The 12,414-nt window shown below is 48.9% G+C and carries 11 protein-coding genes; 6 read left to right on the forward strand and 5 right to left on the reverse strand.

Annotated elements, in window-relative coordinates; translation table 11 throughout:
• Positions 1-7: 7 nt before the first annotated feature.
• From MHN31_RS16695 to MHN31_RS16700, 3 genes are all read right to left on the reverse strand, one after another.
• Positions 8-1,423 carry a PfaD family polyunsaturated fatty acid/polyketide biosynthesis protein gene (locus MHN31_RS16695; protein WP_239444820.1) on the reverse strand — a complete coding sequence of 472 codons (1,416 nt, stop codon included), beginning with the start codon at positions 1,421-1,423 and terminating at the stop codon, positions 8-10.
• A 371-nt stretch (positions 1,424-1,794) separates the two neighbouring features.
• Positions 1,795-1,920, reverse strand: a complete 126-nt coding sequence (locus MHN31_RS24265; protein ID WP_275446833.1) for a hypothetical protein — start codon at positions 1,918-1,920, stop codon at positions 1,795-1,797.
• Between the two features lie 156 nt (positions 1,921-2,076).
• Complete coding sequence (locus MHN31_RS16700; RefSeq protein ID WP_239444821.1) at positions 2,077-2,241, reverse strand: hypothetical protein; 165 nt, start codon at positions 2,239-2,241, stop codon at positions 2,077-2,079.
• A 321-nt stretch (positions 2,242-2,562) separates the two neighbouring features.
• Between MHN31_RS16700 and MHN31_RS16705 the strand changes: the two genes are divergently transcribed.
• On the forward strand, positions 2,563-3,255 hold the full coding sequence (locus MHN31_RS16705; protein WP_239444822.1) for a penicillin-insensitive murein endopeptidase: 693 nt from the start codon (positions 2,563-2,565) through the stop codon (positions 3,253-3,255).
• A gap of 39 nt (positions 3,256-3,294) precedes the next feature.
• On the opposite strand, the gene MHN31_RS16710 is transcribed toward MHN31_RS16705, so the two are convergent.
• Entirely contained in the window at positions 3,295-4,962 is a 1,668-nt protein-coding gene (locus MHN31_RS16710) for an alpha/beta fold hydrolase (protein WP_239444823.1), read from the reverse strand.
• A gap of 206 nt (positions 4,963-5,168) precedes the next feature.
• Here MHN31_RS16710 and MHN31_RS16715 point away from each other — a divergent pair, with 206 nt between their 5' ends.
• Positions 5,169-5,633 carry a GNAT family N-acetyltransferase gene (locus MHN31_RS16715; RefSeq protein ID WP_239444824.1) on the forward strand — a complete coding sequence of 155 codons (465 nt, stop codon included), beginning with the start codon at positions 5,169-5,171 and terminating at the stop codon, positions 5,631-5,633.
• 20 nt (positions 5,634-5,653) lie between these two features.
• On the opposite strand, the gene MHN31_RS16720 is transcribed toward MHN31_RS16715, so the two are convergent.
• Complete coding sequence (locus MHN31_RS16720; RefSeq protein ID WP_125560670.1) at positions 5,654-5,977, reverse strand: hypothetical protein; 324 nt, start codon at positions 5,975-5,977, stop codon at positions 5,654-5,656.
• Positions 5,978-6,217: 240 nt separating this feature from the next.
• On the opposite strand from MHN31_RS16720, the gene MHN31_RS16725 reads away from it, so the two are divergent.
• From MHN31_RS16725 to aceF, 4 genes are all read left to right on the forward strand, one after another.
• The gene (locus tag MHN31_RS16725) at positions 6,218-6,526 is read left to right on the forward strand and encodes a hypothetical protein (protein WP_239444825.1); all 309 of its coding nucleotides are present in this window, start codon (positions 6,218-6,220) and stop codon (positions 6,524-6,526) included.
• A 478-nt stretch (positions 6,527-7,004) separates the two neighbouring features.
• Complete coding sequence (gene pdhR, locus MHN31_RS16730) at positions 7,005-7,754, forward strand: pyruvate dehydrogenase complex transcriptional repressor PdhR (protein WP_010384087.1); 750 nt, start codon at positions 7,005-7,007, stop codon at positions 7,752-7,754.
• Positions 7,755-7,823: 69 nt separating this feature from the next.
• Positions 7,824-10,490, forward strand: a complete 2,667-nt coding sequence (aceE, locus tag MHN31_RS16735) for a pyruvate dehydrogenase (acetyl-transferring), homodimeric type (RefSeq protein ID WP_125560667.1) — start codon at positions 7,824-7,826, stop codon at positions 10,488-10,490.
• A gap of 11 nt (positions 10,491-10,501) precedes the next feature.
• Positions 10,502-12,397, forward strand: coding sequence for a pyruvate dehydrogenase complex dihydrolipoyllysine-residue acetyltransferase (gene aceF, locus MHN31_RS16740; RefSeq protein ID WP_239444826.1), 1,896 nt, complete (start codon positions 10,502-10,504; stop codon positions 12,395-12,397).
• Positions 12,398-12,414: the final 17 nt, after the last annotated feature.

Genomic DNA, 12,414 nt, shown 5'->3' on the forward strand with positions numbered 1-12,414 from the left:
TGTATGGTTAATCGACGTGTTCAGGTGCCAGCCAGAGGCGGGTCCGGGTCGTCAGCAGGGCGGCGGTAGCCGTCATGAGCTGCTGGGCAATGTCGGCAACATAGCGCTGCTGCCAGGACTCAAGTGCTGTGCCTTTAACCCACTGATTAAATGCCCCCAGTGCAGGTCCGGTATGAACCTGAAAATTGATCCGCTCCTGCGTCTCTCCTGCAAATGCTAGCTTCATCGAGTGGGCAAAATACCAGCGAAATACACGCGCCATCTTGTACTTAGGGTCCTGCTCTGCGCGCGTTACTTCTGCACTGCGTCCTTGCTGATGTAAATACTGACTGGTCTCTTGCCAGATTTGACTAAAGGTCTTTTTAAACACCTTGTTTTCAAGTTGACTACGCTGCGCTGCAGGGATGGCATCCAGAGAGGGATAGTGCTGATAAAGCTGATACAGCTTTTGTGCCCGGGCTGGAAAAAATACGCCTTTTTTCAGTACCTGTACTTTGGCACCCAGTTCAAACATGTCTCCGGCAGGGGCATAGTCGGTGTCCTGAACATTAATGTCTTGCAACAGGGTTTTTACTGCCGCAGAGGTGTCGGCTTCGACCGTGCATTGGTTAATTGAACCGGTCAGGATAAAGTCCGCCCCCATCATAAACGCGGCTGCGGCGGAGGTCGGCGTACCAATGCCACCGGCCAGCCCAACCCGGGGCGCAGTGTTGAATTGATACTGCGCACTGAGTGTGTCGCGCAACTGTTGCATAGCAGGCAGCAGCACCGCTGGCATCCCTTGATCGGTATGACCGCCGGAGTCAGCTTCTACACACAGGTCGTCACACATGGCAATGTGTTTACTCAACTCGGCCTGCTCTAAAGTGATGTGTTTCTCTGCCAGCAATTGGGCAACGAGATTGTCCGGGGCCGGGCTTAAAAAAAGACTGGCGACTTCAGGGCGCGACACTTTGGCCATCAGCTTATTGGCCGACACTACCTGGCCCTGCTCATTTCGCGTCAGACCACGCAGGCGATACAGCACCAATGCCGGGGTAATGCGAATAAAGGCCGCGGCTTCGAGGCAACGAACCTGGCGTTTCAGGCACAGTTCTACCAAAGCCAGTTCTTGCTCTGGGCGAGTCAGGTTGCAGACCAGGTTGAGACCAAATCTCTGTTCCTCGGTGAGCGTGTTTTGTATTTCATTTAGCGCATGTTCAACGACATCAACAGACAAGCCACCTGAGCCAAAAAAGCTTAATAAGCCCGCTTGTGCCATGGCAATCACCAGTGTTGATGAGGCGATGCCCCGATACATACCGCCGCTGACATACGCATATTTAACGCCATAGTCAGCTCTGAACGAAGTGGCGCCCAGCTGCTGAGGGGTAATGGCTGGAAACGGGTCCGGGCTGGCGTCGCCTGAGAGTGTGTGTATCAAGAGTCAATGCCTAGTCATGATAATTACATCGAACCGTAATACATAATTATGAAAACATAATGGAGAAGCAGGAGAGGTTGGAGGAGTCTAAATTATCACCTAAGGAATAGGGTATTTATCATTTCTTATTTGTGTTGAATAGTGAAACAAATGACTTTTAAGTACATTTTCTTTATAAGTTAATGGGTTAACTATGAGCTCTTATCTAACTTTGCTATCACTCGACGTACTTAACGGCAGCGCTTTTGCTAACCAGGCTAGCGACTGAATTGGGCTGATTGGTATGAGATGAGCCTGGGCCGTGCTTTTCCCCGGCTCATACTTCAGCTCCGCGGCTGACGGTTTCTTACCGCCTGCAACGGGAAGCCTAATCAGGCTTCAACTTCAGTGTTTGCTTCGGTTAAAACCAGATCTTTGATATCGACCAGCGCAGCCTGAGCAGCTTCCAAAAGGGAGGCATCGTTGCCTGTTAATGCATACCCGATTAATGCTCGCACCAGTGCTTTGAACTTGGCGCCAGAGTCATCCTGATCGGTGAAGAGTGATTTGGTGTACAGCCAGTTGTGATGGTGATCAATTGAAAACCGTGCCTGGCCGCGATATTTATCCTGATTTGCAGGTTTTACAGAGATATCGTCCTGGGCATAAATCTTCTAGCACTCGGGGTAATCATAGGACCAGGTGGTGGCATTGGGGCCAATCAGCTCATACTTTAGCGTCTCTTTGGTGGATGCCGTCCTGTCATAATTGGCTGTCAGGTATGCCTTTTGACCGCTGTTTGAGTGAAAAATATAAAGGGTGGCTTTTTTAGTGATCATTGTATTGTCCTTAGTTTAGGGTTGTTCTAACGTTCGATATAAATGGTAGAAAAACATCTCAGTTTGGTTATTACGTAGCCATTACGAGCTAGGAGCGAATTGATGTGTTGTTTGGGTTAATATGTGGCGGCTGTTCACTTATTGTACTTGTGGCTTAACCAGCCCGTCTGCTCTGGTGATGGTTATTCGACGACCTCGACCTTGTCGGCCTGTTTTATTGCGTGTGTGGTTACCGCCAGCAAGGCACATCAAACGCTTACCACTGAGGCGATGACCTCATCAGTCAGAGGATATTCAGCTTAGTCTGTGTATGTTTTGGGTATGAAACTTTGCTATCTATTATTTATTGCTGGCTTGGTCCCAGCCGTTGCGTATTCAAAAAGCAGCACTTGCTACGGTACAACCGGGCAGGGGTCACTGAAGGGGGCCGTGGAATTACCTAAGGCTGGCAATAACTTCGTCGGCTATAGCGCGCTTGCGCGGCTGGCGGGGCGCACCTATGTGCATTCAGAGGTGTATGAAATCGTTACGGCTTCTTATCAGGTGCTGGAAAAAACACACCCAGATAAAGTCTATAAGTACGCAGAGACAGGCTTTGCCGAAGGGGGGCGGTTCAGGCCACACAAAACCCATCGTAATGGTTTATCAGTAGATTTTATGACGCCAGTCATTGATGAAGCTGGTCAGTCAGTGCATTTACCCACGCATCCGTTCAACAAGTTTGGTTATCTCATTGAGTTTGATGAGCATGATCAGTTTGACGGCCTGGAGATAGATTATGCAGCGATGGCGGCGCATATTGTTGCATTGCACAAACAGGCCAAGCGTCGTGGCCACGATCTGTGGCGCGTTATTTTTGATCCTAAACTACAGCCAAACTTGTTCAGTACACAATATGGGGAATATCTGAAAACCCATATTCAGTTTTCTAAAAAACCGTCCTGGGTTCGTCATGATGAACACTATCATATTGATTTTGATATACCCTGCGAGCCCATGGCTGAAACCGGATAATGCGGTTTCAGTCATGGTGTTAATCGCAAATAAATTTAATCAGAAATCTATAAGCGGCATAAAGGTGGCGTAGGCCTGCACAAATGCGGCTGGATCAGATTGCTTTAACTGCATAATGTCGACCTCTGACATGATCTCAGGCTGGCCATCAAAGGCATCTGGAGTACCGAACAGTACATGGCTTGCCATCGCGGAAGCGGTAAAATTGAGGCCCTGCAAATGCGCGATACAGCCGGTATCCGGTTGGCTCCAGATATCTTCAATAAAATTTTTCATGATCTCTGCGCCACAGGTGCTGGTACTGGCGTCATGGGTGTGGCTGACAAAAAGTACCCCATGATGGGTTTGTGGAAGCTCAACATAACGCTGATTAATGTTAGTAAAGGCGTCTTGGATCAGTGATATATAGGTATGTGGCGTTTGCGGGTCTAAATCACCATTGAGCGCGAGTGTGGGCATGTAATGGTGCATGGGTTGATACACATAGTGGTCAGTGTAACGATTACCCCAAACCTGCTTGTCCAGGTGAATCCGGTAGTTCATAAAATCCGGGTAGCAGGCAATGGCGTCCTGGCAATAAGCTTGCTTGCTATGCAAATCGCGTTGCACATGATTAATTTCATTGTGTGTAATGAGCTTTGAGACCACCTGTGAAAAACCGAACGGGTCTTTTGCCGGGAGTTGCATGATCTGCCTGCCCAGGCCTTTAAAGATAAAATTATGCAAGTTATTCAGTGCTATTACGTCGTTGCTGTTGCAACGATTAAGACGATGTAGTGTGGGTATGAGTATTTGTTCTACTGAGCGTGACAAGCCGAGGATCGAGAGCATTTGCAGTGCCTGGCGGTCAAAATCCAGTCCCGCGCAACTCTGGGCGGTAAAAATGTCATTAAGACGCGCTTTGAGCTGCGGCAGTGAGCTGAAATTTAATCGCGACTGGCACCTTGTATCAAGCTGGCAGTAGGCTAACAAATCGTCCAGTGTCGCGTTAAAGTTTTCATCCCAAAGGTCACTACCAAATTCGGCAGGTGGCAGCACGGAGTCGAGAATAATGGCCTGAGCACCGGTTGGGGCAATTTGACTGAATCTTTGTGCCCACAGCGTGCCATAAGAGACACCATACACATAGCTGGGTTGCCAGTCTCGCACTTTACTTTTGCCGATCACATACTCCAGATCTCGCGCCGCTGCTGTGGTATTAAACTCAAACAGGTCATCGCCCCATTGCTGATGGAGATCATCAAAACAAGTTTTGGCATACTGAGCATAATCGCTGACAACCGGGTTACTGCAGGCCAGGTGAGTCGACCAGCCAACACCGCGATGTTCCAGTACGAATAAATCATAGTGTTCGGTAAAAGGCGCTAAGGTGGTGTTTAACTGCTGCACAAAAAAGCTCCCTGATCCACCAGGACCTCCCTGTAACAGCCAAATTTGCCCTTTACTGTTTGTCGATTTCGCAGGGTATTTTGAGACCAGCACGGAGATTTTTTTGCCGTCAGGCGCCTGCCAGTTGAGAGGCACGTCGGCCAGCGTACAGGTGTTTTTGCCATCTGAGGATTGAAACTGCGCCGGGCACTCGCCCCAGTTAAAATCCAGATAGCGGTTAAAGTCAGATTGGGTTAACTCAACGGCCTGACTGGTACTGGCCAGGGTGAGCATGGTGAGCATGGTGAGCATGGTGAGTGCGACAAATGAGGTTTTCATGCTATTCCTTTACTTTTTTGTTAACTTTTTGTGTTGAAGATTCACATTAGCGCATCTCTACTTTGTTGTGTATCGTTTTTACCTGAAAAAGGTTCATGTTGATATGTTAAGTAAATATACTGAGCGCCATCGTCACAATTGCATCCGCTGTTTAATAGGGTTACAAAGGAGTAGCATTTACTGGCTCATAAAATAAGGAAGTTAAATTGCTCTGTACAGAAATCACTGCTTCACAAGTCCCCCTGGCTTTGTTACTCGAGGCGGATCCTTCGGAGCATAACATTCGTCAGTATATGCAGGATGCCTGGTGCTATGTTGTCAAAGCACAAAGACAGATTGTTGCTGCCTGTGTGGTTGGGCCAAAAAACGCGTCGTGTGTTGAGATTTTTAATGTGTCTGTACTTCCTGCTTTCCAACAGCTGGGGATTGGCACTGAACTGCTGAAATATGTGCTGGCAGAGCTAGTTGAGAAACAGGTCATTCGGGCAGAGCTGAGCACGGGGACGTTTGGTTATCAGTTAACCTACTATCAGCGTTTGGGGTTTAGAGTAGGCAGTGTGGTTAAGGACCATTTTGTGTGTCATTACGCCGAGCCTATCATTGAAGACGGCATTCAACATAAGGACGCGCTGAGACTCTATATCAATCTGGGCGACAGTGATGGGGCGTAAAAAACCCCATCAGCTTGGTTTTAATATACCCAGATGCTGTGAATTCTTGGGTGTCTGTTATTTTGACCTGAACAACCGCTAACCCAAAAACGAACCTTCTTTCCCGCAAATTTGGCAGCCAGTAAGGTGGCATGCATCGCATTGTAGTTAGGGTGAGAAGGAACGATTGCATAGTACTCTGGGTTTGAGCAGCCGTCCGGGTTGCCAGTGATGCTGCTGCCGTGAACCATAGTCCAGCTGTTGTTTACATAGATTGTTTGAATCTGGCCAAGGCTGGTTTGCGCACCAGCATACACCTGACCAGAAAGAAGTAGCGTACATGCTGCTGTTATTAGCTTTTTCATTGTATTTCCTTTGTTATTAGCTTCGGGACGGACTTTAACATACACAGAAGTAAACGTGTATTGCTTTATGCCTGCTATTGGAGGTGGTGCTTTACGCTATCTAAAACATCAAGTTTTTGATATGTGTATGTTTTTGTTTTGTTTTTTGTGTTTTTTGTTGATCTAATAGGCACGAGTAAGTATAGTGCGCGGTGCACATAATAACGCGGTGCACATAAAAACAAACAAGGAAATCTAATAATGAAAAATATAGTTTTAGTACTCGCACTTCTCATCTTATCTGTGACTGGTTTTAAAGCACAGGCAAATAGCTACGTAGATACCTACCCCAAAGTGACCAAAGTGTATGTTAACTCAGGCGGTTTGGCTTTGATCCGTATTGAGTCTCATGATAACTGGCTTGAACTGGGTAAAGTGGGCGATGCGAAGACCGACGCATGGATTGCCATTGCTTTGGCTGCCGCTCTGTCTGGGAAAAAAACATGGATCCGTTATTACCCAAGTACGTCCGGTTATCCCAGAGTGTCCATTCTGAGCGTTAGTGCCTAACTAAATAATGCACTGGCTGCCTAATATCTCCGGTTGCCAGTGCGTTGCCCTCCTTAAGCTTTGAAATTTTACGTCTTCTCCATGCAGGCCCAACTCGCAGCCTAATAACCATACTGCTATTTTCACAGCCTCACAGATGTGTCCCCTGGACAAGTATGACGTAACCCTATAGTTGGTTTTTCTATCTGGTCTGACCATTTTATTTTCCTTTTTTAAATCATTTAACTTGTATAAAGTTTAGTCACTTTGCGCGGGCTTTTCTGTATTACTTTTAGCCGCAAAGCGCCGAATTTTGACAGTTGCGCTTGATTTTGATAACGTAGTGCACAAATTTGGTATGACCAATTTACCTTTAGGGTTGGGCTTACCGGATCTGTTTAAGTAAAGAGTGAGCTGGATCAGCGCCTTGCCTGTGTTTTGACAGGCAGTGCATGTACAGCTGGCTTGGGGGTTCACCAATAAACTCGGCGTTTAATCAATGTCTTTAAAGATAAAAGCAGCGAAACTATCAGATGTGATTCTGGAACAACTGGAAAACATGATCCTCGAAGGGTCATTGATGCCAGGTGAAAAGCTGCCGCCGGAGCGTGAGCTGGCCAAGCAATTTGAAGTGTCGCGACCTTCACTGCGTGAGGCAATTCAAAAGCTTGAAGCTAAAGGGCTGGTTACCCGACGTCAGGGTGGTGGCACTTATGTGAAAAATCAGCTTGAGGAAGGTCTGACAGATCCCTTATTTGAGTTGATCAGTAAACACCCCGAGTCACAGTTTGATTTGCTGGAGTTTCGTCATGCCCTGGAGGGCATCGCAGCTTATTATGCAGCCATGCGTGGTACGCAAACCGATCTCGATAAAGTGGAACAGAGCTTTGATGATATTGCCAGTGTTGGTGATGACCTGGTGCAAAAAGCCAGAGCCATTAACACTTTCCATTTTACCGTAGCAGAAGCATCACATAACGTGGTGTTGCTGCACCTGATGCGGGGTATGCAGTCTTTACTGGAACAAAATGTATTGCAGAACTTAACGGTGCTGGTGCAAAAGCCGGATGCCAGTGAACAGCTTGCTCACCATCGCGAAGTGTTAAAAAACGCGGTGATCGAAGGCAAGCCTGAGCAGGCACGACTGGCCAGTAACGCACACTTAGCCTTTATTGAGGAGGCGTTGCTGGAAGCTGGACGAGAGCGCTCGCGTATTGAGCGCAGCTTGCGTCGTACCAAAGCGCAGTAATATATAAAACAGAGCCATAAGCTAACGCTATAGAATAAATTCGTATTTTAAACATAAGGAACACTCCATATGTCTGAAGTCAATAAATTTGACGTAGACGCGCTAGAAACCAAAGAGTGGTTGCAGGCGCTTGAGTCGGTTGTAAAAGAAGAAGGCGTAGAGCGCGCACAATACCTGCTTGAGCAGGTACTTGAGCAGGCGCGTCTGGATGGCGTTGATATGCCAACGGGCATTACCACCAACTATGTCAACACTATCCCGGCAGATCAGGAACCTGCCTATCCGGGGGATGTGAATCTTGAGCGTCGTATTCGCTCAATCATCCGCTGGAATGCGATCATGATCGTACTGCGCGCTTCCAAGAAAGATCTGGAGCTGGGCGGACATATGGCGTCGTACCAGTCGTCAGCAGCGTTTTATGAAATGTGTTTCAACCATTTCTTCCGCGCACCGAATGAAAAAGACGGCGGCGACCTGGTTTACTATCAGGGTCACATTTCACCAGGTATTTATGCCCGTGCATTCGTTGAAGGCCGTCTGACTGCAGAACAGCTGGATAACTTCCGTCAGGAAGTAGACGGTAAAGGTCTGTCTTCTTACCCGCACCCTAAACTGATGCCTGAATTCTGGCAGTTCCCAACCGTATCTATGGGTCTGGGTCCAATCGCTTCTATCTATCAGGCGCGTTTCCTGAAATACCTTGACGGTCGTGGCCTGAAAGACACTGCCGAGCAGCGTGTTTACGCCTTTCTGGGCGACGGTGAAATGGATGAGCCGGAATCTCGTGGTGCGATTTCTTTTGCGGCCCGTGAGAAGCTGGATAACCTGTGTTATCTGATCAACTGTAACCTCCAGCGTTTGGATGGCCCGGTAATGGGTAATGGTAAGATCATCCAGGAACTGGAAGGTCTGTTCAAAGGTGCTGGCTGGAATGTGATTAAAGTCGTGTGGGGTTCAGGCTGGGATAAGCTTCTGGCGAAAGACACCACAGGTAAACTGTTGCAGTTGATGAACGAAACCATCGACGGCGACTACCAGACGTATAAAGCCAAAGATGGCGCGTATGTACGTGAGCACTTCTTCGGTCGTTACCCGGAGACTGCTGCACTGGTTGCTGACATGACAGACGAAGAGATCTTTGCGCTTAAGCGTGGTGGTCATGAGCCTTCTAAACTGTTTGCTGCGTTTAAAGCGGCACAAGACACCAAAGGTCGTCCGACTGTGATCCTGGCTAAGACTGTAAAAGGTTACGGCATGGGTGAAGCGGCGGAAGGTAAAAACATCGCCCACCAGGTGAAGAAAATGGACATGACGCACGTTGAGCACCTGCGTTCACGTCTGGGCCTGGAAGATTTGGTATCTGACGAGCAAATCAAAGACCTGCCTTATCTGACACTGGAAGAAGGCTCTGCAGAGTATGAATACCTGCATGCCCGTCGTAAATCACTGCATGGTTACACGCCTCAGCGTCTGCCTAACTTCACAGAAGCACTAACGCTGCCAGAGCTGGATGCATTCAAGCCGCTGCTTGAAGAGCAAAAGCGTGATATCTCAACCACTATGGCCTATGTGCGTGCGTTGAACATCCTGCTGAAAGACAAAGGCGTAGGTAAAAACATCGTGCCTATCATTGCCGATGAAGCGCGTACTTTCGGTATGGAAGGCCTGTTCCGTCAGATTGGTATTTATAACCCACACGGTCAGAACTACACGCCTCAGGATCGCGACATTGTTTCTTACTATAAAGAAGCGACGTCTGGTCAGGTACTGCAAGAAGGTATCAACGAGCTGGGTGCAATGTCTTCATGGGTGGCTGCGGCAACGTCTTACAGCACTAATGATCTGCCAATGATCCCGTTCTACATCTACTACTCTATGTTCGGGTTCCAACGTGTTGGCGACATGGCGTGGATGGCGGGCGACCAGCAGGCACGTGGCTTCTTGCTAGGTGCGACAGCAGGTCGTACAACGCTCAACGGTGAAGGGTTGCAGCACGAAGATGGTCACTCGCACATTCAGGCGGGCACGATCCCGAACTGTATTTCTTACGACCCAACGTTCGCGTTTGAAGTAGCGGTTATTCTGCAAGACGGTATTCGTCGTATGTACGGCCCGGAGCAGGAAAACATCTTCTACTACCTGACACTGATGAACGAAAACTACCATCAGCCAGCGATGCCTGAAGGTGCAGAAGACGGTATCCGTAAAGGTATCTACAAGCTCGAAAGCTATACAGGCGATAAGGCCCAAGTACAGCTGATGGGCTCAGGCACTATCCTGAATGAAGTACGTAAAGCCGCGCAGATCCTGAGCGACGATTACGGCATTGCATCAGACGTATTCTCTGTGACTTCATTCAACGAGCTGGCACGTGACGGTCAGGACGCTGAGCGTTTCAACATGCTGAACCCGGATGCAGAGCAAAAAGTGCCTTACATCACAACGGTATTGAGCGAAGCGCCTGCAATTGCTGCCACTGACTATATGAAGAGCTATGCCGATCAGGTTCGTGCTTTCATGCCAAGCGAGTCATACAAGGTGCTGGGCACTGACGGTTATGGTCGTTCAGACAGCCGTGAAAACCTGCGTCGTCACTTTGAAGTGAATGCAGGCTATGTCGTAGTTGCTGCACTGAGCGAGCTGGTTAAGCAAGGCAAAGTTGAGAAATCAGTAGTAACAGACGCTATCAAGAAATTTGATATCGACACAACCAAAACCAACCCACTTTACGCATAAGAGGCTAAGTGATGGCAATCGAAATTCATGTACCAGATATTGGCGCCGATGAGGTTGAAGTAACCGAGATTTTGGTCAGCGTTGGCGACACGGTAGAAGAAGAGCAGTCGTTGATCACCGTTGAAGGCGACAAAGCGTCAATGGAAGTGCCTGCTGCGCAAGCGGGTACGGTTAAAGAAATCAAAATCAGCGAAGGCGATAAAGTATCGACTGGCTCATTGATCATGGTTTTTGAAGCAGCGGGCGAAGCGCCTGTTGCTGAAGCGGCACCAGCACCAGCAGCAGCTCCGGCTGCTGCGCCTGCACCGGCAACTGCTGAAGTGAAAGAAGTTCACGTGCCAGACATTGGTGGCGACGAAGTTGAAGTCACTGAAATCCTGGTTGCAGTTGGCGACAGTGTTGAAGCTGAGCAGTCTTTGATCACCGTTGAAGGCGACAAGGCGTCAATGGAAGTACCTGCGCCATTTGCTGGCACAGTCAAAGAAATCAAAGTTGAAATTGGCGGCAAAGTCGCAACGGGCAGTTTAGTCTTTGTATTTGAAACAGCGGGTGCAGCAGCCCCCGTTGCAGCTGAAACCGCACCAGCGGCAGCTCCTGTTGAAGCGACGCCTTCACTGCAGGAAGTACAGGTACCGGATATTGGTGGCGACGAAGTTGAAGTCACTGAAATCATGGTTGCTGTGGGCGACAGCGTTGAAGAAGAGCAGTCGCTGATCACCGTAGAGGGCGACAAAGCCTCAATGGAAGTGCCAGCGCCATTTGCCGGTACAGTCAAAGAAATCAAAGTGGCGGCTGGCGATAAAGTCTCAACCGGTTCATTGATCTTTGTTTTTGAAACGGTTTCGGCAACGGCACCAGCACCGGCAGCATCAGCGCCTGCTGCGCCTGCAGCGGCACCGGTTCCTGCGGCAAAAGCGGCACCTGCAGCAGCGCCTGCACCAAGTGCAGCGAAAGACGAGTTTGTGGCCAATGATGATTATGCTCATGCATCGCCTGTAGTACGTCGTCTGGCACGCGAGTTTGGTGTTAACCTGGCACGTGTTAAAGGCACAGGTCGTAAGAACCGTGTTCTGAAAGAAGACGTTCAGAACTATGTGAAAGAATTGGTTCGTAAGGTTGAGTCTGGCGAGATCAGCAAAGGCGGTAACTCAGGCGGCGGTGAGCTGGGTCTGATCCCTTGGCCAAAAGTTGACTTCAGCAAGTTTGGTGAAGTGGAAGAGAAGAAACTGTCTCGCATCCAGAAGATCTCTGGCGCTAACTTGCACCGTAACTGGGTTCAAATCCCGCACGTGACACAGTTCGACGAAGCTGACATCACCACGCTGGAAGCATTCCGTAAAGAACAGAATGTGCTGGCTGAGAAGAAGAAAATGGGCGTGAAGATCACCCCATTGGTATTCGTGATGAAAGCTGCTGCGAAAGCGTTGGAAGAGTTCCCAACCTTTAACTCATCACTGTCAGAAGACGGTGAAAGCCTGATCCTGAAGAAGTATGTGAACATCGGTGTGGCGGTAGATACGCCAAATGGCCTGGTAGTGCCTGTCTTCAAAGACGTCAACAAGAAAGGCATCATCGAGCTGTCTCGCGAGCTGATGGACGTGTCTAAGAAGGCCCGCGAAGGTAAGCTGACTGCGGCTGACATGCAGGGTGGTTGCTTCACTATCTCGAGCCTGGGTGGTATCGGTGGTACGGCATTTACGCCAATCGTAAATGCGCCAGAAGTGGCTATCTTAGGGGTGTCTAAGTCTGAGATGAAGCCGAAGTGGAATGGTAAAGAGTTTGAGCCGCGCCTGATGGTGCCGCTAAGCTGTTCATACGACCACCGTGTTATTGACGGTGCGTTGGCAGCCCGCTTTACTGTGACCCTGGCCAATTACCTGAGCGACATTCGTCAGCTGGTAATGTAAGCCAAAGCAAAACCGCA

The sequence above is a fragment of the Pseudoalteromonas sp. McH1-42 genome (assembly GCF_022347845.1).
Lineage (GTDB): Bacteria > Pseudomonadota > Gammaproteobacteria > Enterobacterales > Alteromonadaceae > Pseudoalteromonas > Pseudoalteromonas rubra_D.